At 71.0% G+C, this 25517-nt stretch carries 28 protein-coding genes and 4 tRNA genes; 8 read left to right on the top strand and 24 right to left on the bottom strand.

Going from position 1 to position 25517, the window contains the following annotated elements; genetic code table 11:
• Window positions 1-56 precede the first annotated feature (56 nt).
• The 7 genes from rplJ to QFZ71_RS18260 all read right to left on the bottom strand — a co-directional run bounded on the left by rplJ (window position 57) and on the right by QFZ71_RS18260 (window position 4853).
• Window positions 57-614: a 50S ribosomal protein L10 gene (gene rplJ / locus QFZ71_RS18290; protein ID WP_189518472.1), complete on the bottom strand. Its 558-nt coding sequence runs from the start codon at window positions 612-614 to the stop codon at window positions 57-59.
• A 273-nt stretch (window positions 615-887) separates the two neighbouring features.
• The gene (locus QFZ71_RS18285; RefSeq protein WP_307669273.1) at window positions 888-1796 is read right to left on the bottom strand and encodes a hypothetical protein; all 909 of its coding nucleotides are present in this window, start codon (window positions 1794-1796) and stop codon (window positions 888-890) included.
• A gap of 206 nt (window positions 1797-2002) precedes the next feature.
• On the bottom strand, window positions 2003-2725 hold the full coding sequence (rplA, locus tag QFZ71_RS18280) for a 50S ribosomal protein L1 (RefSeq protein ID WP_307669272.1): 723 nt from the start codon (window positions 2723-2725) through the stop codon (window positions 2003-2005).
• An 80-nt stretch (window positions 2726-2805) separates the two neighbouring features.
• Entirely contained in the window at window positions 2806-3240 is a 435-nt protein-coding gene (gene rplK, locus QFZ71_RS18275) for a 50S ribosomal protein L11 (RefSeq protein ID WP_014154605.1), read from the bottom strand.
• Window positions 3241-3416: 176 nt separating this feature from the next.
• The gene (nusG, locus tag QFZ71_RS18270; RefSeq protein WP_307669271.1) at window positions 3417-4313 is read right to left on the bottom strand and encodes a transcription termination/antitermination protein NusG; all 897 of its coding nucleotides are present in this window, start codon (window positions 4311-4313) and stop codon (window positions 3417-3419) included.
• Between the two features lie 73 nt (window positions 4314-4386).
• Window positions 4387-4674 carry a preprotein translocase subunit SecE gene (gene secE, locus QFZ71_RS18265; RefSeq protein WP_307669270.1) on the bottom strand — a complete coding sequence of 96 codons (288 nt, stop codon included), beginning with the start codon at window positions 4672-4674 and terminating at the stop codon, window positions 4387-4389.
• A 106-nt stretch (window positions 4675-4780) separates the two neighbouring features.
• Window positions 4781-4853 (bottom strand) — tRNA-Trp (locus QFZ71_RS18260).
• A gap of 213 nt (window positions 4854-5066) precedes the next feature.
• Here QFZ71_RS18260 and QFZ71_RS18255 point away from each other — a divergent pair.
• Together QFZ71_RS18255 and QFZ71_RS18250 are read left to right on the top strand one after the other, a co-directional pair.
• Window positions 5067-6293, top strand: coding sequence for a pyridoxal phosphate-dependent aminotransferase (locus QFZ71_RS18255; protein ID WP_307669269.1), 1227 nt, complete (start codon window positions 5067-5069; stop codon window positions 6291-6293).
• A 139-nt stretch (window positions 6294-6432) separates the two neighbouring features.
• Window positions 6433-7446 carry an adenosine deaminase gene (locus QFZ71_RS18250; RefSeq protein WP_307669268.1) on the top strand — a complete coding sequence of 338 codons (1014 nt, stop codon included), beginning with the start codon at window positions 6433-6435 and terminating at the stop codon, window positions 7444-7446.
• Here QFZ71_RS18250 and QFZ71_RS18245 read toward each other — a convergent pair.
• Window positions 7439-8050, bottom strand: coding sequence for a TetR/AcrR family transcriptional regulator (locus QFZ71_RS18245; RefSeq protein ID WP_307669267.1), 612 nt, complete (start codon window positions 8048-8050; stop codon window positions 7439-7441). The genes QFZ71_RS18250 and QFZ71_RS18245 overlap by 8 nt on opposite strands.
• A gap of 98 nt (window positions 8051-8148) precedes the next feature.
• On the opposite strand from QFZ71_RS18245, the gene QFZ71_RS18240 reads away from it, so the two are divergent.
• Window positions 8149-8784 (top strand): NAD(P)-dependent oxidoreductase, encoded by a 636-nt coding sequence (locus tag QFZ71_RS18240; RefSeq protein WP_307669266.1) that lies wholly within the window; start codon window positions 8149-8151, stop codon window positions 8782-8784.
• Window positions 8785-8855: 71 nt separating this feature from the next.
• On the opposite strand, the gene QFZ71_RS18235 is transcribed toward QFZ71_RS18240, so the two are convergent.
• The 6 genes from QFZ71_RS18235 to QFZ71_RS18210 all read right to left on the bottom strand — a co-directional run bounded on the left by QFZ71_RS18235 (window position 8856) and on the right by QFZ71_RS18210 (window position 11606).
• Window positions 8856-9911, bottom strand: coding sequence for a UDP-N-acetylmuramate dehydrogenase (locus QFZ71_RS18235; protein WP_307669265.1), 1056 nt, complete (start codon window positions 9909-9911; stop codon window positions 8856-8858).
• A 246-nt stretch (window positions 9912-10157) separates the two neighbouring features.
• The gene (locus QFZ71_RS18230) at window positions 10158-10586 is read right to left on the bottom strand and encodes a MaoC family dehydratase (RefSeq protein WP_307669264.1); all 429 of its coding nucleotides are present in this window, start codon (window positions 10584-10586) and stop codon (window positions 10158-10160) included.
• Complete coding sequence (locus QFZ71_RS18225; RefSeq protein ID WP_307669263.1) at window positions 10586-11038, bottom strand: MaoC family dehydratase N-terminal domain-containing protein; 453 nt, start codon at window positions 11036-11038, stop codon at window positions 10586-10588. The genes QFZ71_RS18230 and QFZ71_RS18225 overlap by 1 nt, the downstream gene beginning before the upstream one ends.
• 123 nt (window positions 11039-11161) lie before the next feature.
• Window positions 11162-11326: a 50S ribosomal protein L33 gene (gene rpmG, locus QFZ71_RS18220; RefSeq protein WP_003956487.1), complete on the bottom strand. Its 165-nt coding sequence runs from the start codon at window positions 11324-11326 to the stop codon at window positions 11162-11164.
• 88 nt (window positions 11327-11414) lie between these two features.
• Window positions 11415-11487 (bottom strand) — tRNA-Met (locus QFZ71_RS18215).
• Window positions 11488-11533: 46 nt separating this feature from the next.
• Window positions 11534-11606 (bottom strand) — tRNA-Thr (locus QFZ71_RS18210).
• Between the two features lie 254 nt (window positions 11607-11860).
• Here QFZ71_RS18210 and QFZ71_RS18205 point away from each other — a divergent pair.
• Entirely contained in the window at window positions 11861-13156 is a 1296-nt protein-coding gene (locus tag QFZ71_RS18205; RefSeq protein WP_307669262.1) for an amidohydrolase family protein, read from the top strand.
• Between the two features lie 34 nt (window positions 13157-13190).
• Window positions 13191-13847, top strand: a complete 657-nt coding sequence (locus QFZ71_RS18200) for an SDR family oxidoreductase (RefSeq protein WP_307669261.1) — start codon at window positions 13191-13193, stop codon at window positions 13845-13847.
• A gap of 107 nt (window positions 13848-13954) precedes the next feature.
• Here QFZ71_RS18200 and QFZ71_RS18195 read toward each other — a convergent pair.
• A tRNA-Tyr gene (locus QFZ71_RS18195) sits at window positions 13955-14036 on the bottom strand.
• Between the two features lie 165 nt (window positions 14037-14201).
• Here QFZ71_RS18195 and QFZ71_RS18190 point away from each other — a divergent pair.
• The 3 genes from QFZ71_RS18190 to QFZ71_RS18180 all read left to right on the top strand — a co-directional run bounded on the left by QFZ71_RS18190 (window position 14202) and on the right by QFZ71_RS18180 (window position 16369).
• A complete protein-coding gene (locus QFZ71_RS18190; RefSeq protein WP_307669260.1) occupies window positions 14202-14690 on the top strand; it encodes a YajQ family cyclic di-GMP-binding protein in 489 nt (162 codons plus the stop codon).
• Window positions 14691-14903: 213 nt separating this feature from the next.
• Window positions 14904-15506, top strand: coding sequence for a methylated-DNA--[protein]-cysteine S-methyltransferase (locus QFZ71_RS18185; protein WP_307669259.1), 603 nt, complete (start codon window positions 14904-14906; stop codon window positions 15504-15506).
• A gap of 233 nt (window positions 15507-15739) precedes the next feature.
• On the top strand, window positions 15740-16369 hold the full coding sequence (locus QFZ71_RS18180) for an alpha-ketoglutarate-dependent dioxygenase AlkB (protein WP_307669258.1): 630 nt from the start codon (window positions 15740-15742) through the stop codon (window positions 16367-16369).
• A 92-nt stretch (window positions 16370-16461) separates the two neighbouring features.
• Here QFZ71_RS18180 and QFZ71_RS18175 read toward each other — a convergent pair whose 3' ends face one another.
• The 9 genes from QFZ71_RS18175 to QFZ71_RS18135 form a co-directional block, all read right to left on the bottom strand.
• Window positions 16462-16734, bottom strand: a complete 273-nt coding sequence (locus tag QFZ71_RS18175) for a GlsB/YeaQ/YmgE family stress response membrane protein (RefSeq protein ID WP_307669257.1) — start codon at window positions 16732-16734, stop codon at window positions 16462-16464.
• 109 nt (window positions 16735-16843) lie between these two features.
• On the bottom strand, window positions 16844-17236 hold the full coding sequence (locus tag QFZ71_RS18170; RefSeq protein WP_307669256.1) for a YccF domain-containing protein: 393 nt from the start codon (window positions 17234-17236) through the stop codon (window positions 16844-16846).
• Window positions 17233-18096, bottom strand: coding sequence for a zinc metalloprotease HtpX (gene htpX / locus QFZ71_RS18165; RefSeq protein ID WP_307669255.1), 864 nt, complete (start codon window positions 18094-18096; stop codon window positions 17233-17235). The genes QFZ71_RS18170 and htpX overlap by 4 nt, the downstream gene beginning before the upstream one ends.
• A 284-nt stretch (window positions 18097-18380) precedes the next feature.
• The gene (gene mscL / locus QFZ71_RS18160; RefSeq protein WP_307669254.1) at window positions 18381-18839 is read right to left on the bottom strand and encodes a large conductance mechanosensitive channel protein MscL; all 459 of its coding nucleotides are present in this window, start codon (window positions 18837-18839) and stop codon (window positions 18381-18383) included.
• Between the two features lie 115 nt (window positions 18840-18954).
• Window positions 18955-20535: an NADH-quinone oxidoreductase subunit N gene (locus QFZ71_RS18155; protein ID WP_307671505.1), complete on the bottom strand. Its 1581-nt coding sequence runs from the start codon at window positions 20533-20535 to the stop codon at window positions 18955-18957.
• 86 nt (window positions 20536-20621) lie between these two features.
• The gene (locus QFZ71_RS18150) at window positions 20622-22316 is read right to left on the bottom strand and encodes a NuoM family protein (RefSeq protein WP_307669253.1); all 1695 of its coding nucleotides are present in this window, start codon (window positions 22314-22316) and stop codon (window positions 20622-20624) included.
• The gene (locus QFZ71_RS18145; RefSeq protein ID WP_307669252.1) at window positions 22313-24313 is read right to left on the bottom strand and encodes an NADH-quinone oxidoreductase subunit L; all 2001 of its coding nucleotides are present in this window, start codon (window positions 24311-24313) and stop codon (window positions 22313-22315) included. Before QFZ71_RS18145 ends, QFZ71_RS18150 begins: the two co-directional genes overlap by 4 nt.
• Window positions 24310-24741, bottom strand: a complete 432-nt coding sequence (nuoK, locus tag QFZ71_RS18140; RefSeq protein ID WP_307669251.1) for an NADH-quinone oxidoreductase subunit NuoK — start codon at window positions 24739-24741, stop codon at window positions 24310-24312. Before nuoK ends, QFZ71_RS18145 begins: the two co-directional genes overlap by 4 nt.
• Window positions 24741-25517: an NADH-quinone oxidoreductase subunit J gene (locus tag QFZ71_RS18135; RefSeq protein WP_373465200.1), complete on the bottom strand. Its 777-nt coding sequence runs from the start codon at window positions 25515-25517 to the stop codon at window positions 24741-24743. Before QFZ71_RS18135 ends, nuoK begins: the two co-directional genes overlap by 1 nt.

Raw genomic sequence — 25517 nt, 5'->3', positions numbered from 1 at the left:
TGCCGGATGTATATGTCGGCGGGCGTACGTGGAGCCCGCTGGACCGCTGAGCGTGATTACTCGGCGGCCTCGGCGGGAGCCGGAGTACCGGCACCGCCCTGCTCTTCCTTCTTGGCGCGAAGAGCTTCCGCGGTGCGGACGAACTTGGAGGGCAGGGCCTGGAAGACCTGCGCCGCCTGCGTCTGCTTGCCCTTGAAAGCACCGGCCAGCTTGGAGAGCAGAACCTCGCGGGACTCGAGGTCCGCGAGCTTCTTGATCTCATCGGCGGACAGCGCCTTACCGTCAAGGACACCGCCCTTGATGATGAGGTTGGGGTTGTCCTTGGCGAAGTCACGAAGACCCTTCGCCGACTCCACCGGGTCACCGGTGACGAAGGCAACCGCCGTCGGACCCGTGAACAGGTCGTCCAGCGCATTGATCCCGGCCTCGTTGGCCGCAATCTTGGTCAGCGTGTTCTTCACCACGGCGTACTGGGCGTTCTCACCGAGCGAACGGCGCAGCTCCTTGAGCTGTGCCACGGTGAGACCCCGGTACTCGGTCAGCACGGCGGCGTTCGAGCTGCGGAACTGGTCCGTCAGCTCGGCTACCGCGGCAGCCTTGTCGGGCCTTGCCATGAGCGTCGGCCTCCTTCCGGGTGATGAGGACCGCTCAGAAGGGGCCGGAAAAGACGAAACGCCCCAGCACAAGTGCCAGGGCGCAGCTCGACCGGACAGAGTCCGGGAGCGTTCCACAGTCACCTGCGCAGGTCGTCCGGTCTAGCGGAACCTTCGGTCACCGTCCCTCTGTCGAGGCACAGTGACGACCAGCGGTCTTTGGCTTCTTGATGAGCGTACGCGACCGGACGGGCGACGGGCAAATCCATGCCCGTTCGCCCCTCGCGGGAGGTGTCAGGAGGCGGCGCCGGGGGTAGAGCCCTGCTTCAGCAGCTCCGTGAAGTCCACAGTGTCCGACGCCGCCGGCTTGTCGACGGAGACCTCGGTGCCGTAGTCGCTGTAGAAGAGCGTCGAGTTGAACGTGCCGGTCTTCATCTCACCGCGCTCGCTCTTCTTCACCAGCAGGTCGCTCTCGTCGACCCAGATGTCGACGGTCTGGGTGGTCACCCCGGCCAGCGCGAGCTGCTCCTTGAACTCGGCGAGCTGCTTCTCGTCCAGGTCGCTGTTCTTCGCGTTCAGCTCGGCCACGTCGACCGTGCCGGAGTAGTGCGTCGCGGAGACCCCGCGGACGTCCTCCTGACCGACCTTCTTCACCTCGCCGGAGGCCAGGAGCGCCTTCACGCCCTGCTCGGGGGTGCTGGTGCGGATCTGGTCCTGCATGACGTCCCCGGAGGCCCCGCCCAGCTCGGCGAGGTCCTTGTAGGAGTACTGGATCCAGCTCTTGCCGCCGGTCCTGGCCGCCATGCCGGCGCCCATGTTGGCGTAGTACTCGTCCTTGAAGTAGCGCGCCTGCACCGAACCGTCGCCGCCGGCCTTCTTGAGCGCCTCGCCCATGGCGCCGCCGGTATACGTGATGGTCATCTCACCGGAGAGGCCGTCGGCCCAGTCGACGGCTCCGGACTGCTTCATCGAGACGGTGCTGCCCATCTCGACGGTGCCCTCGACCTTCGCGGAATGGGCGCTGCCGGTCTTCTGCCGCACCTGCTTCAGCGCGGCCACGGGGCTCGCCTTGCCCACCGCGGAGCCCGCCTCGCCCTTGCCGGGTCCGTCGGAGCCCTCCGAGCCGCTGCAGGCGGTCATCGACGTCAGCGCCGCCGCGACGGCCAGAGCCGTGCCCATCCGTCGTGCCGTGCTCGTCCTCATGCTGTCCGTCCACCCCTCGTATCGGCTTCGTCCCCCGCACCACAGTGGCACAGGGCACTGACAGGCAGAGGGTGTCCTCCGGAGCCGCGCGGAAACCGTCCTCCGGAGCCGTCCGGATACGAGGACGGGCCCCGCACCTCGAAAGGTTGCGGGGCCCGTTCACACAGAGCACGCGTACGACGCGGCTACCGGGTGAGCACGGTGGCTCAGACGGCGGCCGGGTCCTCCTCGACGAGGAGGTTGCGGGTGCGGTTGGCGTCCAGCGGGATGCCGGGGCCCATCGTGGTCGTCAGAGCGGCCTTCTTGATATAGCGGCCCTTGGCGGCGGACGGCTTCAGACGGAGGACTTCCTCCAGCGCCGCTGCGTAGTTCTCCACCAGCTTGGTCTCGTCGAACGAGACCTTGCCGATGATGAAGTGCAGGTTCGAGTGCTTGTCGACGCGGAACTCGATCTTTCCGCCCTTGATGTCGGTGACAGCCTTGGCGACATCGGGGGTGACGGTGCCGGTCTTCGGGTTCGGCATCAGACCACGCGGACCGAGCACGCGGCCGAGGCGGCCGACCTTGCCCATGAGGTCCGGGGTGGCGACGACGGCGTCGAAGTCCAGACGGCCCTTGGCCACCTCGTCGATGAGCTCGTCGGAGCCGACGATGTCGGCTCCGGCGGCTTCCGCGGCCGCAGCACGGTCACCGGTCGCGAAGACCAGGACCCGGGCGGTCTTGCCGGTGCCGTGCGGGAGGTTCACGGTGCCGCGGACCATCTGGTCGGCCTTGCGCGGGTCGACGCCCAGGCGGAAGGCGACCTCGACGGTGCCGTCGAACTTCGTGGTGGCGGTGTCCTTGGCGATACGGACGGCCTCGAGCGGGGCGTACAGGCGCTCCCGGTCGATCTTGGCGTCCGCAGCGCGGAGGTTCTTGCTGCGCTTCACTTCTACTCCTGAGGTGTCAGAGTGTGGAGTCGTGGTGCGGACCAGCGCTTGGTCCTACCACTGGGGGCTACGGGGCTGAATCAGCCTTCGACCGTGATGCCCATGGAACGGGCGGTGCCGGCAATGATCTTCGACGCGGCGTCGAGGTCATTGGCGTTCAGGTCGGGGAGCTTCGTCGTGGCGATCTCGCGGACCTGGTCGGCCGTCAGCTTGGCGACCTTGGTCTTGTGCGGCTCGCCGGAGCCCTTGTCCACACCCGCGGCCTTGAGGATCAGCTTGGCGGCCGGCGGAGTCTTCGTGACGAAGGTGAAGGAGCGGTCCTCGTAGACCGTGATCTCCACCGGCACGACCATGCCACGCTGCGACTCGGTCGCGGCGTTGTAGGCCTTGCAGAACTCCATGATGTTGACGCCGTGCTGACCGAGCGCGGGGCCGACCGGCGGGGCCGGGTTCGCCGCACCGGCGTTGATCTGGAGCTTGATAAGCCCCGTGACCTTCTTCTTCTTGGGAGGCATTGCTCTCTCCGGGTCCTAGTGAGAGTGTTTCGCCGCCATTCCGGTCATCCGGATGGAGGCATACCGCACAACGATAACGGGTATAGCTGTGCGACCAAAAACCCAGCAGGTCAGAGCGGCCGCGAAGCCCCTCTGACCTGCTGGGTAGGCATGTGTCCAGATACCGGCGGGAAGCGCTAGTTCTTCTGGATCTGGTCGAAGCTGAGCTCGACCGGGGTCTCGCGGCCGAAGATCTCGACGAGGCCCTTGACCTTCTTCGAGTCGGCGTTGATCTCGTTGATCGTGGCCTGCAGCGTGGCGAACGGGCCGTCCGTGACGGTGACCGAGTCGCCGACCTCGAAGTCCAGCACCTGGACCTCGACCTTGCGGGCCGGAGCCGGCTTGCCCTCGGCCTCGGCGGCCTCGCGGGCGGCCTTCTCCTCGGCCTCCGGGGCGAGCATCTTGACGATCTCGTCCAGGGTCAGCGGGTACGGGTCGTAGGCGTTGCCCACGAAGCCGGTGACGCCCGGCGTGTTCCGCACGACGCCCCAGGACTCGTTCGTCAGGTCCATGCGCACCAGCACGTAGCCGGGGAGCTTGTTCTGCCGGACGTTCTTGCGCTCGCCGTTCTTGATCTGGACGATTTCCTCTTCAGGCACCTCGGCCTGATAGATGAACTCCTCCACGTTCAGCGAGACGGCGCGCTGCTCCAGGTTGGCCTTCACACGCTTCTCGTAACCGGCGTACGTGTGGATGACGTACCACTCGCCGGGGAGGGTGCGCAGCTCCTCGCGCAGGGCGGTGACGGGGTCGACCTGCTCGGCCTCCTCGGCGGCGGCCTCGGCGATCTCGTCCTCGGCCTCATCGGCGACGATCTCGTCCTCGGCGGCCTCGACGGCGGCGTCCTCGTCGGACTCCTCCGTCTCGACGGTGACCGCGGCCTCCTCGGCGGGCTCACCGGCGGCGAGGTCGGCGGCCTCGGCCTGGTCCGGGTCCACGGAGTCAGCAGCCTCAACGATGTCGAGCTCGTCCTTGGCGGACTCGAAGGCGCCAGCCTCGGGCTCGACGGCGTCGTTCAGGTTCGGGTCAGACACGATGGCTGCTTCTTCCTGGATACAAAGGGTGGAACATGCGAAAGGGACGCCGGGTGCGACGCCCTCCGCGTGATCAGCCGAAGACGTACTTGATGACCCGGGCGAAGCCCGTGTCGAGAACGGTAACAAGACCGATCATGACGACGACGAACACGATCACCACGGACGTGTACGTCGTGAGCTGGCTACGCGTCGGCCAGACGACCTTACGGAGTTCGGCGACGATCTGGCGGTAGAACAGCGCGAGTCGGCCCAGAGGGCCCTTCTTTCCGCGCTTGCCGCCCTTCCGGGTCTTCTTCTTCGACTCGGGAGCCTCATCATCGGCATCAGGCATGTCGATGGAGCCCACGGCGTCCGTCACGCTACTCACCTGATTCCGGGTCGTGGCCGTGCCGCGCCCGGTGGAGCCGCACGGCTGTGCAATGAAGTACGTACATGCGCACACATCCTGGCGAAGGAGTGTGTAGCAGGGCCGGAGGGACTTGAACCCCCAACCGCTGGTTTTGGAGACCAGTGCTCTACCAATTGAGCTACGACCCTTTGGTGGTTTCCACCAACCTACCGCATCTTTCCCGGTGACCGGGAGCGGGACGGTGTGGCTGGTGAAGGCCAACGACAGGTGAGTGTACGTGCTCGGGGCCGCCGCGTCGAACAGATCATTCCCGACCGGTCCTGTCCGGATGCTGTCCGAGTCCTGTCCGGTCCCTGAAACCCCTGTGCCCACGGCTTTCACGGTCTGGGAGCATGGGGCGCATGAGCGCTGCAACTTCACCGTCCGAGCGCCGGGTTTCGGCCCGCATCGGTGCGATCTCCGAGTCCGCGACCCTCGCCGTCGACGCCAAGGCCAAGGCCCTCAAGGCCGCCGGGCGTCCGGTGATCGGCTTCGGGGCCGGCGAGCCCGACTTCCCGACTCCCGACTACATCGTCGAGGCCGCGGTCGAGGCGTGCCGCAACCCGAAGTACCACCGCTACACCCCGGCCGGCGGGCTCCCCGAGCTCAAGGCCGCCATCGCCGAGAAGACGCTGCGCGACTCCGGCTACGAGGTCGACCCCAGTCAGATCCTGGTGACCAACGGCGGCAAGCAGGCCATCTACGAGGCGTTCGCCGCGATCCTCGACCCGGGCGACGAGGTCATCGTCCCCGCCCCGTACTGGACCACCTACCCCGAGTCGATCCGCCTCGCCGGCGGTGTCCCGGTGGAGGTCGTCGCCGACGAGACCACCGGCTACCGGGTCTCCGTCGAGCAGCTGGAGGCGGCGCGCACCGAGAAGACCAAGGTCGTCCTGTTCGTCTCGCCGTCCAACCCGACCGGCGCCGTCTACAGCGAGGCCGACGCCGAGGCGATCGGTCGCTGGGCCGTCGAGCACGGGCTGTGGGTCATGACCGACGAGATCTACGAGCACCTCGTCTACGGCGACGCGACCTTCACCTCGCTCCCGGCGATCGTCCCCGAGCTGCGCGACAAGTGCGTCGTCGTCAACGGCGTCGCCAAGACGTACGCGATGACGGGCTGGCGGGTGGGCTGGATCATCGGCCCCAAGGACGTCGTCAAGGCCGCGACCAACCTCCAGTCGCACGCCACCTCGAACGTCTCCAACGTGGCCCAGGCCGCCGCGCTCGCGGCCGTCTCCGGCTCGCTGGACGCCGTCGCCGAGATGCGTACCGCCTTCGACCGCCGCCGCGGGCTCATCGTGCGGATGCTCAACGAGATCGACGGTGTGTTCTGCCCGGAGCCCGAGGGCGCGTTCTACGCCTACCCGGCGGTGAAGGAGCTGCTCGGCAAGGAGATCCGCGGCAAGCGGCCGGCCACCACGGTCGAGCTGGCCGCGCTGATCCTGGACGAGGCCGAGGTCGCCGTCGTCCCCGGTGAGGCGTTCGGCACGCCCGGCTACCTGCGCCTTTCCTACGCGCTGGGCGACGACGACCTGATCGAGGGCGTCTCGCGGATCCAGAAGCTGCTGGGCGAGGCCAAGGACTGACCGTCCCGCACACCGCGTACCAGAAGCGCCCCCGGCCGCCGGAGACCTCCACCGGCCGGGGGCGCTTTTTTTGTTCGAGCCACCCCCTGGAGGGGAAAGCGGCTACCGCTCCGGGCCACCCGTGCGGCAGGATCTTCCGATGGAGCGTGATGTACGTCTGTTGCCCAAGGCCCACCTGCACCTGCACTTCACCGGGTCGATGCGGCCCACCACCCTGCTCGAACTCGCCGACAAGTACGGGGTCCACCTCCCCGACGCCCTGACCGGAGGCGAGCCGCCGAAACTGCGGGCGACCGACGAGCGCGGCTGGTTCCGTTTCCAGCGCCTCTACGACATCGCCCGGTCCTGCCTGCGGTCCCCCGAGGACATTCAGCGCCTGGTGCGCGAGAGCGCCCGGGAGGACGTCGCGGACGGCTCCGGCTGGCTGGAGATCCAGGTCGACCCCACCTCGTACGCGCCGCTGCTCGGAGGGCTGATCCCGGCCATCGAGATCATCCTCGACGCGGTGGACAGCGCCTCCCGCGACACCGGTCTGGACATGCGCGTGGTGATCGCCGCGAACCGGATGAAGCACCCGCTGGACGCCCGCACCCTGGCCCGGCTCGCCGTGCGGTACGCGGACCGGGGCGTCGTCGGCTTCGGCCTCTCCAACGACGAACGGCGCGGCATGGCGCGCGACTTCGACCGGGCCTTCGCCATCGCCCGCGAGGGCGGTCTGCTGGCGGCCCCGCACGGCGGTGAGCTGTCGGGCCCCTCCAGCGTGCGCGACTGCCTCGACGACCTGGACGCGTCCCGCATCGGCCACGGCGTCCGGGCCGCCGAGGACCCCCGGCTGCTGCGCAGGCTCGCCGAGTCGGGGGTCACCTGCGAGGTCTGCCCGTCGTCCAACGTGGCGCTCGGCGTCTACGAGAAGCCCGCCGACGTCCCGCTGCGCACGCTGTTCGACGCGGGGGTGCCGATGGCGCTGGGGGCGGACGACCCGCTCCTGTTCGGTTCGCGGCTGGCCGCCCAGTACGACCTGGCCCGCCGCCACCACGGCTTCACCGACGAGGAGCTGGCCGAGCTGGCCCGCCAGTCGGTGCGCGGCTCGGCCGCGCCCGTGGACGTACGGGAGAAGATGCTGTCCGGGATCGACGACTGGCTGGCTAGCTGACCCCGGACGGCCGCGGGCCGATCCCGCCCAGCAGCGTGGCCGCGAGGGAGGCGGCGAAGTCGTCCAGGGACTGCGGCGGTTCGCCGCCGGGGAGCGCGGCGTAGGCGAAGGCCCGCTGTGCGCAGGCTCCCAGCAGCAGGGAGGCGGCGGCATAGGTGTCCGCGCCGGCCCGGAGGCGGCCCGCGCGCTGCTCGGCGCGCAGATAGGCGTCGAGCTGCTGGATCGGCAGGTGGGGCCCGGCCTCCAGCCCTCCCACGCTCTGCTCGTGGCGGCGCTTGAGCTGGGGCTCGGCATACAGGGAGGCGGCCATGGGGAAGGTCTGCTCGTAGAAGAGGGCGGCCCGCCGGGCGATCTCGGTGATGTTGCCCTCGACGCTGCCCTCGCCCGCGGTCAGTTCGCCCAGGAGGCCGATGAGACGGGGCAGCCGCTCCGCGAGCACGGCGACGAACAGCTCCTCCTTGCCGGAGAAGTGTTTGTAGAGCGCCGCCTCCGAACAGCCGGCCGCGCGGGCGATCTCCTTGGTGGTGGTCCGGGCGAGGCCGATGGAGAGCATCAGCTCGTGCGCCGCGTCGAGGATCCGGACGCGGGCGGGCTTCTGGTCCATGCGCGCTCCAACAGGCCGTGACCCGGACTTCTTGACGGCCGGACCGGGGCCACTCATTCTAGGGGTGAGTGAATACTTACTCACCTGAGGGGCGTGCGATGAGGATCACCGTGTTCGGGGCGACCGGCGGTATCGGGCGGCAGATCGTGGGGCAGGCGCTCGCGGCGGGGAGCGAGGTGACGGCCGTGGTCCGCGACCCGGACCGGCTCCCGAAGGAGCTGGACCGCGGCGCGCTGCACGGTGTCGTCCGGCTGGACGACACCGCGGCCGTCCGTGCGGCGGTGGCGGGGCGGGACGCCGTGTTCTCGGGGCTGGGCGCGCGCGGCCGGAAGGCGGACGGCGTCGCCGAACGGCTGACCGGGCGCATCGTGTCGGCGATGGAGGCCGAGGGCGTACGGCGGCTGCTGGTGGTCAGCGCGGTGCCGGTCGGGCCGGAGCCGGCGGACGATCCGCTGATCGACCGGTTGGCGCGCAGGGCGATCGGGGCGGTCCTGGCGGACCTGTACGCCGATCTCGCCCGGATGGAAGCGATGCTGGCCGCCGGCGCGACGGACTGGACCGCGGTGCGCCCGCCGAAGCTGACCGACGGGCCGCGTACGGGTGTCTACCGGCGGGTGGTGGGGGGCACGCCGCGCAGCAGCCGGTCCATCTCCCGCGCCGACGCGGCCCACGCCATGCTGGCGATGGCCGACGATCCGGCGACGGTGAGGCAGGGCGTGGGCATCGCGTACTGACCACGGACGTCCGCGCGCCCTGCGTCCGACGGGTGCGCGCGGGGCCCTGGCCCCGGACGGCGGACCGGGCCCTAGAGGCTGACGCCGACCGTCACCGGCTCGTTGACCAGCGTGACGCCGAAGGCCGCGTGCACCCCGGCGACGACCTCGCGGGCCAGGGCGAGCAGGTCCTCGGTGGTGGCCGCGCCCCGGTTGGTGAGGGCGAGGGTGTGCTTGGTGGAGATCCGGGCGGGGCCGTCGCCGTACCCCTTGGTGAATCCGGCCCGGTCGATCAGCCAGGCCGCCGAGGTCTTCGTACGGCCGCCCTCGGCGGGGAACGCCGGCGGCGTCACCTCAGGGCCGAGGTGGTCGCGGACCCGTCCGAGGAAGTCCTGGAAGGCGGCCGGTTCGAGGATCGGGTTGGTGAAGAAGGACCCCGCGGACCAGGTGTCGTGGTCCTCCGGGTCCAGCACCATGCCCTTGCCCGCACGGAGCTTCAGCACGGTTTCCCTGGCCGCCGACGCGGGAACGCGCTCGCCCTGCTCGACGCCCATAGCCCTGGCCGTTTCGGGGTACTTGAGAGGCGCGGAGAGCCCGTTCGCCTCTTCCAGCTCGAATCGGACACGCAGCACCACGAAGCGGTCGGGTTCGGCCTTGAAGCGACTGTGACGGTACGAGAACGCGCACTCCGCGTTGGGGATCGTCACGGTCTCCCGGGTGCGCCGGTCGTAGGCGACGACCTCCGTGATGGTGGAGGACACCTCCTGCCCGTACGCGCCGACGTTCTGGATGGGGGTCGCGCCCGCCGAGCCGGGGATGCCGGCCAGGCACTCGATGCCCGCGAGGCCCGCCTCGACGGTCCGGGCGACGGCGTCGGTCCACACCTCGCCGGCCGCCAGCTCCAGGGACGTGCCCGCGAGGTCGAAGCCCTTGGTGGCGATGCGCAGCGCGGTGCCGTCGAAGCCCTTGTCCCCGATGACCAGGTTGGAGCCGCCGCCGATCACCAGCAGCGGGGTGCCGCTCGCGTCGGCCTCGCGCACGGCGGCGATCACCTCGGCGTCGGTCGTGGCGGTCAGCAGCCGGGTGGCGGGGCCGCCGAGCCGGAAGGTGGTCAGGGGGGCGAGGGGGGCGTCGTGGAGTTCCTGCACGGGGACAAGAGTACGGTCCGCGCCCCCGCCGCTCGTGCGGGGCCACGGACCGTACGGCGGGGTCCGGGGGCTCAGCCGGCCACCACCCGCGGCTTCCGCTCCTCCGGTTCCCGCCGCTCCTGCTCCTCCTGCTGCCGCCGAATGAACACCAGGACCCGGACCGGACGCACACACGGGAGGGGCGCCCCTCCGCGAACGAATCCGCGGGAGGAGCGCCCCTCGTCCCTGTCTGCGCGCCGGTACGCCTCAGGCGAGCCGGACCACGGCGCGGGACATCCCCAGCACCTTCTTGCCGTCGCACATGGCGACCAGGTCCACCCGGACCAGGTTGTCGTCCAGCTTCGCCGCGACCTTGCCGCTGACCTCGATCGTCGTGCCCTTGTCGTCGTTGGGCACGACGACCGGCTTGGTGAAGCGCACCCCGTAGTCGACGACCGCACCCGGATCGCCCGCCCAGTCCGTGACCACCCGGACCGCCTCGGCCATCGTGAACATGCCGTGCGCGATCACGTCCGGCAGCCCGACCTCGCGGGCGAACTTCTCGTTCCAGTGGATGGGGTTGAAGTCGCCCGAGGCGCCCGCGTACTGCACGAGCGTGGCCCGTGTCACCGGGAACGACTGCGCCGGCAGCTCCGTGCCGACCTCGACCGACCCGTACGAGATCTTCGCCGTCATCACGCCTCCTCGGCGGCGCGCGCCACCAGCTTCGTGAGCGCCGTGACCACCAGCTCACCGGCCTCGTCGTACACATCCCCGCGGATGTCGAGGACGTCGTTGCCCGCGAGCGACTTGATGCCCTCGATCGTCGAGGTGACCGTCAGCCGGTCCCCCGCCCGCACCGGACGCACGTAGGAGAACTTCTGGTCCCCGTGGACCACCCGGCTGTAGTCCAGGCCCAGCTGCGGGTCCTGCACCACGGCTCCGGCGGCCCGGTACGTGATCGAGAACACGAACGTGGGCGGCGCGATCACATCGGCGTACCCGAGCGCGCGGGCGGCCTCCGCGTCGACGTACGCCGGATTGGCGTCGCCCACCGCCTCGGCGAACTCGCGGATCTTCTCCCGGCCGACCTCGTACGCCGGAGTGGGCGGATAGGTCCGCCCCACGAAGGACTGGTCGAGCGCCATGAGCTCGCTACCTCCTGATGGAACCTGGTGAAAGACGAATACGGGCGCTCCCCGTGCGGGGGCGGCCCCATACAACGACACGAGGCCGCCCCCAGTGGGGACGGCCTCGTGTACGAGCCTGATTCAGCGCGTTTCGCGGTGCGCGGTGTGCGAGTTGCAGCGCGGGCAGTGCTTCTTCATCTCAAGACGGTCCGGGTTGTTACGCCGGTTCTTCTTGGTGATGTAGTTCCGCTCCTTGCACTCCACGCAGGCCAGCGTGATCTTCGGGCGGACGTCGGTGGCAGCCACGTGAGTGCTCCTTGGACGGACGATGAACGGATGAACGCATAAAAGGGTAGCCGATCGAAGGACCGACCCAACCATCGGCTACCGTTAGTAGCGGTGACCGGACTTGAACCGGTGACACAGCGATTATGAGCCGCTTGCTCTACCGACTGAGCTACACCGCTTTGATGACTGAGTCCCCCCGCCGAAGCGGGGTTTCCCGATCACCAGAGCCCCAATGCGGAATCGAACCGCAGACCTTCTCCTTACCATGGAGACGCTCTACCGACTGAGCTATTGGGGCGAGCGATGAAGACATTACACGGTCTCGGGCCGGTTGCCCAAATCCGTTTGTCGCCCACGATCCGACCCTCCGTCCGGGAGCGTCCACACCCCCTGATCAGGGCTTGATCCAGGTCGAACGCGCCTGCGGAACGGGCCCGGCCGGCGGCCGGAACGGGCGCACCGGTACGACTATTCCGCTCCTCCCGGAAGCCGTCCCCGCGCCCGCCTAGGGTGTGGTCACTCCGTGTGATCTGTCCCCTCCCCAGGAGCGCGATGCCTGACAGCCAGCCACGGCGGCCCGACGACAACGTGCCCGACAGCGCCGACGCGGCCACCCCCGCCGAATCCCCCGCCCTGGTCCTCGGCGGCGCCCGGCTCGTCGACGGCCGAACCGTCGACGTACGCCTCAGCGGCAGCCGGATCGAGGCCGTCGGCACCGCGGGCAGCCTCACCGCGCGCGGCCCCCGCATCGACCTCCGCGGCTACCTCCTGCTCCCGGCCCCGGCCGAGGCCCACGCCCACAGCGACACCGCCCTCACCGCGGACAGCGCGGCCCCCGACAGCGCGGGGCCCGCCTCCCATCGCACCGAGGACATCCAGCGCCGCGCCACCGAGGCCGCCCTCCTCCAGCTCGGCCACGGGGCCACCGCCCTGCGCACCCACGTCCGCGTCGGGGACGTCCGGGGGCTCGCCCCGCTCGAAGCCGTCCTGCAGGCCCGCCGGGCCCTGCGCGGCCTCGCCGACGTCCTGCCGGTCGCGGTCCCCCGGCTCCTCACCGGCATCGCCGGGGCGGACAGCCTCGCCATGCTCAGGGACGCGGTGAAGATGGGCGCGGCCGTCGTCGGCGGCTGTCCCGACCTCGACCCGGATCCCACGGGCTACACCGAGGCCGTCCTGGAGATCGCCGCCGAGCACGGCTGCCCGGTGGACCTGCACACCGACGGCGACGACCCCGCCCGGCTGGCCCGGCTCGCCTCCATGGCCGCCGGTCTGCGCCCCGGCGTCGTCCTCGGCCCCTGCGCCGGGCTGGCCCACCTGCCCCTGGACGCCGCGACCCGCGTCGCCGACCGGCTGGCCGCCGCCGGGATCACCGTGGTCTGCCTGCCCCAGGGCGGCTGTGCCGGCTCGGAGCGCCGTACCACCACCCCCGTACGGTTGCTGCGCTCGGCCGGCGTACACGTGGCGGCGGGCAGCGGGGCGCTGCGGGACACGGCCAACCCCGTGGGCCGGGGTGACCCGCTGGAGGCGGCGTACCTCCTCGCCTCGCAGGCGGGGCTGCGCGCCGAGCAGGCGTACGACCTGGTCTCCACGACCGCTCGTGAGGCCCTCGGCCTGCCCGCCGTGCGCGTCGAGGCGGGCTTCCCGGCCGAACTCCTCGCCGTACGCGGCGAACGGCTCTCCGCGGCTCTCTCCCTCGGCTACAGCCGCGTCGTGGTCCACCGGGGGCGGATCGTCGCCCGGACCAGCGCCGTGCGCGAGTACTGCGACTCCGACACCGACGCCGCCGCGGGGGCGGGCGGACTGCCGCGCCAGGGCCGGCCGGACTCCGGCGCCGGGCCGAGGAACTGAGCACGGCCCCGCCCTCGGGCGTACGGTCGGTGGTATGCGCATTGTCATCGCAGGTGGACACGGACAGATCGCACTGCGGCTGGAGCGGCTGCTCGCCGCCCGCGGGGATGAAGCCGTAGGGATCATCCGCAACCCCCAACAGAGCCAGGACCTGACCGACGCCGGCGCCGAACCCGCTGTGCTGGACCTCGAATCGGCCACTGTGGAACAGGTCGCGGAGGTGCTGCGCGGCGCGGACGCGGCCGTCTTCGCGGCGGGCGCGGGGCCGAACAGCGGCACCGCACGCAAGGACACCGTCGACCGCGGCTCGGCCGTGCTGTTCGCCGACGCGGCCGAGGCGGCGGGCGTGCGCCGCTTCCTCGTCGTCTCCTCCATGGGCGCCGACCCCGACCACGCGGGCGACGAGGTCTTCGACGTGTACCTGCGGGCCAAGGGCTCCGCCGACGCCGCTGTACGCGCCCGTACCGCACTGGACTGGACGATCCTGCGCCCCGGCATGCTGACGAACGACGCGGGCACCGGCCAGATCCTCCTGGCCGCCTCGACGGGCCGCGGCCCGATCCCCCGCGACGACGTGGCGGCCACGCTGCTGGAGCTGCTGGACACCCCGGCCACGGCGGGCCTCACCCTGGAGGCGATCTCCGGGAACAAGCCGGTGACGGTGGCCGTGAAGGACGTCGCGGGCAACTGACCGGAGCCGGGGGCGCTTCGCGGGCGGTGGGCCGCCCGCGACCCCTCGGGCCCCCGGACAACGAAGAAGCCCCCGACCAGAAGGACTGGTCGGGGGCTTCGTTCGCGTGGCGGCGCCAGGGTTCGAACCTGGGTAGGCTGAGCCGGCAGATTTACAGTCTGCTCCCTTTGGCCACTCGGGCACACCGCCTCGAACGACGCGTCGGATCTCGTGCTGATCTCCTTGGCGACGACGTAAACGATACCTGATGGTCAGGGGTGCTCCGCCACCTCATTGATCGGCGGCTGCCGGGGGTGGCGGTGGCTAGGCTTGCGCTCGTATCCCCCGCACATACGACGCAAGGAGCCACACGTCATGGCCGACTCCAGTTTCGACATCGTCTCGAAGGTCGAGCGGCAGGAGGTCGACAACGCCCTCAACCAGGCCGCCAAGGAGATCTCCCAGCGCTACGACTTCAAGGGCACGGGCGCCTCGATCTCGTGGTCGGGCGAGAAGATCCTGATGGAGGCGAACGGCGAGGAGCGCGTCAAGGCCATCCTCGACATCTTCCAGTCCAAGCTGGTCAAGCGCGGCATCTCGCTGAAGTCGCTGGACGCCGGTGAGCCGCAGCTCTCCGGCAAGGAGTACAAGATCTTCGCCTCCATCGAGGAGGGCATCTCCCAGGAGAACGCCAAGAAGGTGGCGAAGACGATCCGCGACGAGGGCCCGAAGGGTGTCAAGGCGCAGGTCCAGGGCGATGAGCTGCGGGTCAGCTCGAAGAGCCGGGACGACCTCCAGGCCGTTCAGGCGCTGCTGAAGGGCAAGGACTTCGAGTTCGCGATCCAGTTCGTGAACTACCGGTAGGCACGGCAGCCGGCTGCTGGAATCCGCAGCACGGCCGGTGTCCGCCGGACACACCCCAGGGGCACACCGCCGAGGCCGACCTCGACGGCGTGCCTCTTCGTGTTCCCGGCCGCGTTACGGGCCGAGGCGCGGGTGCCATGTCCGAATACCGCCGGTAGCGGTCCGGTGGGCGGGCGCACACTGGGCGGTACGGACCGGGGAAGTGAGCAGGCGATGACGACGACGGTGTACGCGCGGGTGGAGAGCCCGCTGGGCGAGTTGCTGCTGGTCGGTGAGGTGCCGGACGCGACGGCGGTGGACGGGCCCGCGGAGGGCGGTCCCCCCGTGGACGGGGCGGCCGTGGGTGTGTCGCCGGTGGGCGGGGCGGGTACGGCCGTGGCCGGTGCGGTCCGGCTGCTTTCCTTGTCGGTGCCCGGCCAGAAGGGCGGTGCGGTCGTCCAGGACGGCTGGGGCCACGCCCCCGAGGCGTTCGCGGAGGTCGTCCGGCAGTTGGAGGCGTACTTCGCGGGGCGGTCGCAGCGGTTCGACGTGCCGGTGGCCGAGGGCGTGGGCACGGAATTCCAGCGGCGCGTCTGGGCGGCGCTGGAGACGATCCCGTACGGGAGCACGGTGTCGTACGGAGAGATCGCCGCGCGGGTCGGAGCCTCGGGCGCGGGGGTCCGGGCGGTGGGAACGGCGATCGGGCGCAACCCGCTGCTGGTCGTGCGGCCGTGCCACCGGGTGATCGGGGCGGACGGGGCGCTGCGGGGATACGCGGGCGGGCTGGAGCGCAAGAAGCTGCTGCTGGGGATCGAAGGCGGGCGGGCGGAACCGTGACGCCCCCACTCCCGCCGCGTTCCGACGGCCCGTCCCCGGACAGGCCGTTCCCCGACGGTCGTGCGCCCGACAGGCCGTTCCCCGACGGCCCTCCCCCGGACAAGTCGTACTCCGACGGTCGTGCGCCGGACAAGCCGTACTCCGACGGTCCTGAGTCGAGCGGCCCGCCGCCCCTTGGCGGCGGGTCAGCTGGCGGCCCTTCCCTCGACGGGCTGTTCCGGCGGCCGCGGCAGGTGGTCGCGCCGGGGGCCGTCCATGTGCCGGAGTGGCTGGCGCAGGAGCGGCGGGCGGAGCTGGTGGCGGCGTGCCGTCGGTGGGCTCGGGGGCCGGTCCCGTTGCGGCACACGATGCTGCCGGGCGGTGGGGTGATGTCGGTGCGGACGGTGTGCCTGGGGTGGCACTGGCAGCCGTACCGGTACGCGCGTACGGCTGACGACGTGAACGGCGCCCGTGTGGCCCCGTTCCCGGACTGGCTGGGTGATCTGGGGCGGGCGGCGGTGGCCGAGGCCTACGGGGACGAGGAGGCGGCACGGGCGTATGCGCCGGACACCGCGTTGATCAACTTCTATGACGCCACCGCGCGGATGGGCATGCACCAGGACAAGGAGGAGCGGTCGGGCGCTCCTGTGGTGTCGTTGAGCATCGGGGCAAGGTGCGTGTTCCGCTTCGGGAACGCGGAGGGGCGCGGCCGTCCGTACACGGATGTCGAGCTGGGGTCCGGGGATCTCTTCGTGTTCGGCGGGCCGTCGCGGTTCGCGTTCCACGGGGTGCCGAAGGTGTACGCGGGAACGGCCGACCCGGCAGCGGGGCTGCGGGCCGGCCGGTTGAACCTGACGCTGCGGGAGACCGGGATGGCGGCCTGACGTCCTTCTCCGGCACGGGCGGCAGGCGCGGGTGTGCGCTCGACGTCTGCGGGTGCCACCGGCCGGCCCTGTGGCCCGCGGCGGGCTCGCCGTCAGCGGCGGTCGCGGGAGTGGCCGAACAGCAGCCGGTAGGCGATCAGCAGGACCAGGGAGCCGGCGATGGCGGCGATCCAGGTCGCGGTGTCGTAGAAGTCGTTGCTGATGGGCCGGTCCAGGAACCGGCTGGAGAGCCAGCCGCCGACGAAGGCCCCGGCGACCCCGATGAGGGTGGTGCCGATGATGCCTCCCGGGTCGCGCCCCGGAAGCAGGATCTTGGCTATGAGTCCGGCGAGCAGGCCGAGAACGATCCAACTGATGATGCCCATGTCGTTGCGCCTACCCCTCGCTTGTGTCTTGGTCTCCAAGACGCGGCGGGCAGGTGTTCGGTTGCTCGGGGGCTGCCGAAGCCGGGGCGTGAGGGTCCGTCGGGTCCGGCTAGCGGGTGGCGAAGGGCTGGTCGGTGGGGACGATCTCCTTGCCGAAGGGCATGAGGGAGACGGGGATCAGCTTGAAGTTGGCGATGCCCAGGGGGATGCCGATGATCGTGATGCACAGCGCGATGCCGGTGGTGATGTGGCCGAGGGCGAGCCACCAGCCGGCGAGGATCAGCCAGAGGACGTTGCCCACGCAGGAGGGTGAGCCGGCGTCCCGGCGGTCGACGACGGTGTGGCCGAACGGCCAGAGGGCGTAGACGCCGATCCGGAAGGCGGCGAGCCCGAAGGGTATGCCGATGATGGTGATGCAGAGCAGCACGCCCGCCAGCAGGTAGCCGAGGAACATCCAGAATCCGCAGAGGATCAGCCAGATGATGTTCAGGATGGTTTTCATGGACGGTGACCTGCCATCTGTTCTAGTCGGGCGATGCGCTCGGCCATCGGCGGATGGGTGGAGAACATCTTCGCCATGCCCGGTCCGGGACGGAAAGGGTTCGCGATCATCATGTGGCTCGCGGTCTCGATCTTCGGCTCGGGGGGCAGCGGGAGCTGTTTCGTCCCGGCGTCGAGCTTGCGCAGGGCGCTGGCGAGGGCCAGCGGGTCACCGGTGAGCTGGGCCCCGGAGGCGTCGGCCTCGTACTCGCGGGAACGGCTGACGGCGAGCTGGATGATGGAGGCGGCGAGCGGCCCCAGGATCATGATCAGGAGCATGCCGAAGAGGCCGGGCCCCTCGTCGTCGTTGGAGCGGCCCACCGGGATGAGCCAGGCGAAGTTGACCAGGAACATCACGACGGAGGCCAGGGCCCCGGCCACGGACGAGATGAGGATGTCCCGGTTGTAGACATGGCTCAGCTCGTGGCCGAGGACGCCGCGCAGCTCCCGTTCGTCGAGGATCTGGAGGATGCCCTCGGTGCAGCAGACGGCGGCGTTGCGCGGGTTGCGGCCGGTGGCGAACGCGTTGGGCGCCTGCGTCGGGGAGATGTAGAGGCGCGGCATCGGCTGGCGGGCCTCGGTGGAGAGCTCGCGGACGATCCGGTAGAGCTGCGGCGCTTCGAACTCGCTCACGGGGCGGGCGCGCATGGCCCGCAGGGCGAGCTTGTCGCTGTTCCAGTAGGCGTACGCGTTGGTGCCGACGGCTACCAGAAGCGCGACGACGAGTCCCGTACGGCCGAAGAAACTGCCGATGAGGATGATGAGTGCGGACAGTCCCCCGAGGAGTACGGCGGTCTTCAGCCCGTTGTGCCGGCGGTGCACGGTACGCCCTCCAAGTGGTGCAGCAGGGGAACCCTTTGCGTGGTGGTGCTCCACTCCCCAGTGGAGCCTCCTGTACCGGTCAACGCCAGGCGAGAGGAGCTAGTTCCCTTGTGCGTGCGGCCGGAGGGCGGGGCCGTGCCGCGTGTTCGCGCTGATCGGGCCCCCGGCCCCGTACGAAGGGGCGCTGGGCCGTACGGGTGGCGGAGGGCGTCGGGGTGGGGACGGGAGGGTGCGGCGGAGCAGTGCCGCCTCGGGGGTACGGGGCGTGCGGTGTCGGCCTGCGGTCAGTGCTGCTGGGCGGGGAGCTTGGCGAGGGCGAGCGCCTCGGGGTCGGGCTCGACCTCACTGGTGCAGTGGCCGCAGCGGGAGGCGACGGAGGGGATCTCGCTGAAGCAGCGCGGGCAGTCGCGGAGGGCGGCCTTGATGTCGGGGGCCTCTTCCTTGGCGAAGCGGTTCTGCACCTTGGCCATGGGGACCACGACGCAGAAGTAGAGGACCGCGGCGGTGATCAGGAAGGCGATGGCGGCGCTGACGAAGAGGCCGAACGGGAACTTCACGCCGTCGACGGTGAAGGTGGCCTTGCTGAAGTCTCCGGTGCCGCGGGTGGCCAGACCGATCAGCGGGGTGATGAAGGCGTTGCTGAACCCCGTGACGACGGCGGTGAAGGCGGCCCCGATGGCGAGACCGATCGCCATCGAGATGACGTTCCCGCGCAGGATGAAGTCCTTGAACCCGTTCAACACTGCTCTCTCTCCTCTTGATCCTGATGCGTTCACGCCGAATACGTGACGTATGCAGCCAAGACCATGCCCTGTGGCGGGGGCGTCGGGCAAACCGATCTTTCGGGCGCGGGAGGGCTCAGAAAAGACTGACCGCGGCGAAGCGCAGGACCATCTGCGGGGCACCGGAGAGCAGGATTCCGGTGGCGGCCGTGAGGGCGATCGTGGTGGTGAGGGGGGTGGGGGCGTGGAATCGGCGCGCTGGGGCGACGGCCGGCTTCCCGGTGTCCGGCCCGGCCGCTTCCGGGGTTCCGTCCGGTGCGCGGAAGAGGACCGCGGTCCACTGAAGGTAGTAATACAGAGCGATCACCACGTTGACGGCCATGACGACGGCGAGCCAGCCGAGGCCCGCGTCGACCGCGGCCGAGAAGACGGTCACCTTGGCGAAGAGCCCGATGATGCCGGGCGGCAGTCCGGCCAGGCAGAGCAGGAAGAACCCGAGCGCCAGGGCGGCCGCCGGGCGGGTGGCGTACAGGCCCCGGTAGTCGGAGAGCCGGTGGCCGGGGTGCGTACGGGAGACGAGCGCGGCCACCGCGAACGCGCCCAGGTTCACGACGGCGTACATGAGGGCGTACGCCACGGTGGAGCCGATCTGTTCGTCGCTGGAGTACGCGGCGGCGGCGATCGGGACGAGCAGGTAGCCGGCCTGGGCGACGGAGGACCAGGCGAGGAGCCTGACGGCGCTGCGGGCGCGGTCGGCTCGCTGGCGGACGGCCGCGACGTTGCCGACGGTCATGGTGAGCGCGGCGAGGACGGCGAGGGCGGGCCCCCAGACGTCGGCGTAGGAGGGGAAGGCGATGACGGTCACCAGGATGAGGCCCGAGAACCCGACGGCCTTTCCGACGACGGAGAGGTACGCGGCGATCGGGAGGGGCGCGCCCACGTAGGTGTCGGGGACCCAGAAGTGGAAGGGCGCGGCGGCCGTCTTGAAGGCGAAGCCGACGAGGGTGAGAGCCACGCCGGTCTTGGCGAGGGTGTCGAGCACCGGGGGCACGTCGTCGAGGCGGGCGGCGACCTCGGTGAGGTGCAGGGTGCCGGTGGAGGCGTACACGAAGCTGACGCCGAGCAGCATGACGGCGGTTGCGACGACGGAGGAGAGGAAGAACTTCAGCGCGGCCTCGGAGGAGCGCCGGTCGCCGCGTTTGATGCCGACGAGGGCGAAGGCGGGCAGGGAGGCGACTTCGAGGGCGACGACGAGAGTGGCGAGGTCACGTGCGGCGGGCAGGAGGGCGGCCCCGGCGGCGGAGGCCAGGAGCAGGAACCAGTACTCCCCCGCCGGCAGCGTGCGGGTGTCGTCGAGTGAGAGCAGGACGGTGAGGAACGCGCCGCCGAGGACGAGGGCCTGGATGACGACGGTGAAGTGGTCGACGGTGTAGCTGCACGCCTGGGTGCCGGTGGTGACGCAGAAGGTGGACCGGTCGCCGGAGCGCAGGGGGATCAGGAGCGCCAGGGCGGCGGCGAGGGCGGTGAGGGCTCCGTAGCCGAGGAGCCGTTTGCGGGGCGCGGGCAGGAACAGGTCGGCGACGAGGACGAGCAGGGCGGCCGCCGCGGTGAGGGTGGGCGGCGCGATGGCGAGCCAGTCGATGGACTGGACGAGGCTGGGGGCGTCGGCTGCGGCGAGGCTTCCGGCGGTTGCGCCGAGGCTGGAGGTGTCGGCCACGGCGAGGCTTCCGGCGGTTGCGCCGATGTCGGGCGTGCCGGGTGCCTGCGCGAGGAGAGTGCCGGCGGTGGCACCGGGGTCCACGATCACGACTTGCCTCCCGAGAGGAGCTGCTGCACGGCCGGGTCGGTGAGGCCGAGGAGGACGGCGGGCCAGAGTCCGGCGAGGACGGTGAGCGCGACGAGCGGGGTCCAGGTGGCGGCTTCGTACGGCTGGATGTCGGCCGGCTGCGCGGTGGTGGCGGAAGCAGGGACGGTCGCGGCCCGCGGCGTGGCCCCGGCCGGTGCGGTGTCCGGGGCGTCCGGCGCTGCTGGGGCGGCCGGGGCCAGGGCGCCGGGTGTCCGTCGGGAGTGGGGTGTGTGCTCCCCCATGCAGACGCGGCGGACCACGATGAGCATGTACGCGGCGGTGAGCAGCGTGCCGAACGCCCCGACGGCCATGAAGGTGCGGAACGCGGGACGGCTGAGCCCTTCCGCCGGGCTGTACGCGCCGAACAGGGTGAGCATCTCGCCCCAGAAACCGGCCAGTCCGGGCAGGCCGAGCGAGGCGATGGCGGCGAAGGCGAGCAGGGCGCCGAGGCGGGGCGCGCGGCCGTAGAGGGCGGCCCCGGTCGCTCCGGCGAGGGTGTCCAGGTCGGCGGTGCCGTAACGGTCCTTGACCGCACCGACCAGGAAGAACAGCAGGCCGGTGATGAGTCCGTGCGCGATGTTGGCGAACAGGGCGCCGTTGACTCCGGTGGGGGTCATGGTGGCGATGCCGAGCAGGACGAAGCCCATGTGGCCGACCGACGAGTAGGCGATGAGCCGCTTGAGGTCGCCCCGGGCGCCGGTACGGGCCAGGGCCAGGCAGGCGAGGGAGCCGTAGACGATGCCGACGACGGCGAACGCGGCGAGGTAGGGCGCGAACGTCCGCATGCCGTCCGGCGCGGCGGGGAGCAGGATGCGGACGAACCCGTACGTTCCCATCTTGAGCAGGACGCCCGCGAGGAGCACCGAGCCGACCGTGGGGGCGGCGGTGTGGGCGTCCGGGAGCCAGCTGTGCAGGGGCCACATCGGGGTCTTCACGGCGAGGCCGAGACCGATCGCGAGCACGGCGATGACCTGCACGGATGTGGTGAGGCCCCGGCCGTTGTCAGTGGCGAGTGCCACCATGTCGAAGGTGCCGCTCCTCAGTCCGATGAGGAGGAGGCCCAGCAGCATGACGACCGAGCCGAGCAGCGTGTAGAGGATGAACTTCCAGGCGGCCGCCTGCCGCCGGTCGCCGCCCCAGCGGGCGATGAGGAAGTACATCGGGATGAGGACCATCTCGAAGGCGAGGAAGAAGAGCAGCAGGTCGAGGACGGCGAAGGTGGCGAGGGTGCCGGACTCCAGCACGAGGACGAGGGCGACGAACGCCTTCGGTGAAGGGCCTGCGGGGGGCTTGAAGTAGCTGTACAGCGCGCAGAGGAAGGTCAGCAGCGCGGTCAGGACCAGGAGGGGGAGCGAGATGCCGTCGATGCCGAGGTGGATGCGGACGTCGAGCGCCGGGATCCAGCTGATGTCGGTGGTGGCCTGCATCGTGGCGGGGTGGCCGTGGTCGAAGCCGGCGACCAGGACGATCGCCGCGATGAGGACGGCCCCGGTGACGGTCACGCCGTGGCGGAGCACGGCCTGGTCGGGGCTCGTGCCCTTCAGGCCGGGCGGGGCGGGGAGCAGGGCCGCGGCGGCCCCGAGGAGCGGGGCCACGACGATGAACGCCAGAAGGAACTGCATCACGGACGGGCTGATATCGATCACGGTCACGACCCCGCGTTGACGTTGGCGAAGACGACGGCGGCGATCGCCAGGACGAGGGACCCGGCGAGCAGGGCGCTGACGTAGGTCTGCACGTTGCCGGTCTGGGCCCGGCGGACGGCGGCTCCCAGGAAGCGGGTGACGGCGCCCGTTCCGTTGACGTAGGTGTCGACGACCTCGCGGTCCAGGAAGCGGACGAGGCGGGCGGCACCCTGGACGGGCCGGACGAACAGTGCCGAGTACAGCGCGTCGAGGTGGAATCCGGTGGCCGCGGGGCGGTGGAGGGGCCCGAGGAGGAGCCTGCCGGGGTCGGCCGGGTCGGGAGCGGCCCCGATGGTGCCGTAGACAGCGGTGTGGGACGTCATGGCCTCGGCTTCGACGAGGGCGGGCTCCGCGCCGGGGTGCGCGGCGACGGCGCCGATGGGGGTGCGGGCGGCGAGGGCCGTGGTGTGCCGCCACGCGCCGTAGGTGACGAGACCGCCGACGAGCGTGACACCGGTGGACAGGACGGCGGTGGTGAGGGACGGCGTGAGGCCGTGTCCGTCGAACCAGTCGCCGAGCAGGCCGGCGGTGAGGCCGAAGCCGATGGTGGGGACGGCCAGGATCCACAGGACGGAGGTCATGGCGAGGGGCTGCTTGCCGTGGTCGGGGGCTTCGGCCCCGCGGCCCCGGAAGGCGAGGAGCCAGAGGCGTACGGCGTAGGCGGCGGTCAGGACGGCGGCGAGGAGTCCGGCGACCAGGATCGTCCAGCCCGCGGCGGCCGGGGCGACGGTCCGGTCTCCCAGCGCGGTGTGCTCGGCGGCGACGAGGACGGCTTCCTTGGAGAAGAAGCCGGCGAACGGCGGGATGGCGGCCAGGGCGAGGAGGGCGACGGTCATCGTCCAGTAGGCGTCCGGGATGCGACGGGCGAGGCCGCTCATCCGGGACATGGCGGCCAGCGAGTTGGTGCCGGCGGCGTGGATGACGACGCCCGCGGCGAGGAAGAGGACGGCTTTGAACGCACCGTGCGAGATCAGGTGGAAGACGGCCGCGCCCCGGTCGCCGACCGCGAGGGCGCCCGACATGTAGCCGAGCTGGCCGATGGTCGAGTAGGCGAGGACGCGTTTGATGTCGTCCTGGGCGAGGGCGGCGAGCCCGGACCCGATCATCGTGACGGCGGCCATCACGGCGAGGACGAGGAGCGCCGCGCCGGAGGCCGCGAAGACGGGCAGCAGGCGGGCCGTGAAGTAGATGCCGGCGGCGACCATCGTCGCCGCGTGGATGAGCGCGGAGACGGGGGTGGGGCCGGCCATCGCGTCGGGGAGCCAGGTGTGCAGGGGGAACTGGGCCGACTTGCCCGCGACGCCGGCGAGGAGCAGCAGGGCGATGACGGTGGGGTGGTCGAGTCCGCCGTTGCCGACCGCCGCGAGGATCTTGGTGATGCGGAAGCTGCCGGTGTCGGCGGCGAGCGCGAACAGACCGATCAGGAAGGGGACGTCGCCGAGCTTGGTGACCAGGAACGCCTTGAGGGAGGCGGCGCGGGCCTCGGGCGTCTCCCAGTAGTGGCCGACGAGGAAGTACGAGCAGATGCCCATGATCTCCCAGCCGACCAGGAGAACCATCAGGTCGCCGGAGTAGACGACCAGGAGCATCGCGGCGGTGAAGAGGGAGACGAGGGCGGCGTAGGAGGGGTAGCGGGCGTCGTCGCGGAGATACGCCGTGGAGTAGAGCTGCACACAGGCGGCGACCACGGTGACGAGCACGGCGACCAGGACGGCGAAGCCGTCGAGGTGCAGCGCCAGGTCGATGGGGACCGAGCCGGTGGGCGTGAGCTGGGTCGCGGCGTCGAGGGCCCGGCCGCCGCCCTGGCGGGCGGCGACGACCACGGCGAGTACGGCGGAGGCGAGGACCGGGAGGATCGCCAGCGGGCGGACGAATCCGGGCGCGGTACGGCCGACGGCGAGCCCGGCGAGGGCCCCGAGGAACGGGAGGAGGGGGACGAGGGCGGCGAGGGTCGTGGTGGTCACGCGGTGGCCTCTGCCTTCTTCGTCTTCCCGGTGCTCCCGCCCGCCCGGTCGGGGGGTGTTGCGGCGTCCCGGGGCTCTGCGTCACGGGCCCCGGCCGTCTCGGGGAGGGTTTCGGCGGCGTCGGTCTCGGCGGTGTCGCGGAGCCGGTCGATGTCGGAGGTGCCCCGGTTGCGGTGGACGGCCAGGACGATCGCAAGGCCGATACCGATCTCGGCGGCGGCGATGGCGATGGTGAAGAGGGTGAGTGCCTGGCCGGAGTGGAGGGTGTCGCGGAGCCAGACGTCGAAGGCGACGAGGTTGAGGTTGACGGCGTTGAGCATCAGCTCGACGGACATCAGGACCAGGATCGCGTTGCGGCGGGCGAGGACGCCGTACAGGCCGACGCAGAAGAGGAGGGCGGCGAGCACGGCGGGATAGGCGAGGTGCATCAGCTCTGCTCCTCCTGCTGACCGGGTGCGCCGGAGGGACGGGGCGTGCGAGCACGGGATGCGCCGGGCGTGCGGGAGGGGCGGGGGCGGGCTGAGGTGTCCGCGCCGGTACCGGCGGCGGTGTTCATGCCCGTGCGTGTGCGTGCGCGTGTGTTGGTACCTGTGCGGGCGCGTGTGCCGGTGTCCGTGTCGCGTTTGCGGGACAGCACGATCGCGCCGACGAGGGCGGCGAGCAGCAGGACGGAGAGCGCCTCGAAGGGCAGGACCCAGTTGCGGAACAGGAAGGCGCCGGTGACCTCGGTGGAGCCTTGGGCCGGCCCGTCGAGCTCGATCCACGTGGTGCGGAAGGCATCGGCCACGACCCAGACGAGGGCCACCGCTGCGGCGGCGGCCACCCCGAGGGCGACCCAGCGGTTGCCCGAGTCGGCGTCCGGGGAGCGGCCGACGGGGGCCCGCGTGAGCATCAGCCCGAACAGGAGGAGGACGACGATGGAACCGACGTAGATCAGTACCTGCACCCAGGCGATGAACTCCGCGGTGAGCAGCAGGTACTCGACGGCCAGCCCGCCGAGCGCGACGACGAGCCAGAGGGCCGCGTGCACCAGTTGCTTCGTCGTGACGGTGATGACGGCTGCGCCGAGGGTCACGAGGCCGACGAGGAGGAACGCGATCTCGACACCGGACGGGGAGAGGAAGCCGGGGTGGTCGCCTGCGGCCGCGGCGGCGAGCACACCGGCGTCGGCGGTGGCGGTGGCGGTGGCGGTGGCGGTGAGCAG

It is taken from the genome of Streptomyces sp. V2I9, assembly GCF_030817475.1.
Lineage (GTDB): Bacteria > Actinomycetota > Actinomycetes > Streptomycetales > Streptomycetaceae > Streptomyces.
Note: the sequence above shows the minus strand (reverse complement) of the source record. Positions and strands in the feature narration are given on the sequence as shown.

Bases quoted from the DNA above. Each gene is read 5' to 3' on its own strand.
- rplJ (WP_189518472.1), bottom strand. From the start codon at position 614: ATGGCAAGGCCCGACAAGGCTGCCGCGGTAGCCGAGCTGACGGACCAG.
- QFZ71_RS18285 (WP_307669273.1), bottom strand. From the start codon at position 1,796: ATGAGGACGAGCACGGCACGACGGATGGGCACGGCTCTGGCCGTCGCG.
- rplK (WP_014154605.1), bottom strand. From the start codon at position 3,240: ATGCCTCCCAAGAAGAAGAAGGTCACGGGGCTTATCAAGCTCCAGATC.
- QFZ71_RS18255 (WP_307669269.1), top strand. From the start codon at position 5,067: ATGAGCGCTGCAACTTCACCGTCCGAGCGCCGGGTTTCGGCCCGCATC.
- QFZ71_RS18250 (WP_307669268.1), top strand. From the start codon at position 6,433: ATGGAGCGTGATGTACGTCTGTTGCCCAAGGCCCACCTGCACCTGCAC.
- QFZ71_RS18245 (WP_307669267.1), bottom strand. From the start codon at position 8,050: ATGGACCAGAAGCCCGCCCGCGTCCGGATCCTCGACGCGGCGCACGAG.
- QFZ71_RS18240 (WP_307669266.1), top strand. From the start codon at position 8,149: ATGAGGATCACCGTGTTCGGGGCGACCGGCGGTATCGGGCGGCAGATC.
- QFZ71_RS18230 (WP_307669264.1), bottom strand. From the start codon at position 10,586: ATGACGGCGAAGATCTCGTACGGGTCGGTCGAGGTCGGCACGGAGCTG.
- QFZ71_RS18225 (WP_307669263.1), bottom strand. From the start codon at position 11,038: ATGGCGCTCGACCAGTCCTTCGTGGGGCGGACCTATCCGCCCACTCCG.
- QFZ71_RS18205 (WP_307669262.1), top strand. From the start codon at position 11,861: ATGCCTGACAGCCAGCCACGGCGGCCCGACGACAACGTGCCCGACAGC.
- QFZ71_RS18200 (WP_307669261.1), top strand. From the start codon at position 13,191: ATGCGCATTGTCATCGCAGGTGGACACGGACAGATCGCACTGCGGCTG.
- QFZ71_RS18190 (WP_307669260.1), top strand. From the start codon at position 14,202: ATGGCCGACTCCAGTTTCGACATCGTCTCGAAGGTCGAGCGGCAGGAG.
- QFZ71_RS18185 (WP_307669259.1), top strand. From the start codon at position 14,904: ATGACGACGACGGTGTACGCGCGGGTGGAGAGCCCGCTGGGCGAGTTG.
- QFZ71_RS18175 (WP_307669257.1), bottom strand. From the start codon at position 16,734: ATGGGCATCATCAGTTGGATCGTTCTCGGCCTGCTCGCCGGACTCATA.
- QFZ71_RS18170 (WP_307669256.1), bottom strand. From the start codon at position 17,236: ATGAAAACCATCCTGAACATCATCTGGCTGATCCTCTGCGGATTCTGG.
- nuoK (WP_307669251.1), bottom strand. From the start codon at position 24,741: ATGCACCTCGCCTATCCCGCCGTGCTCGCCGCCCTCCTCTTCTGCGTC.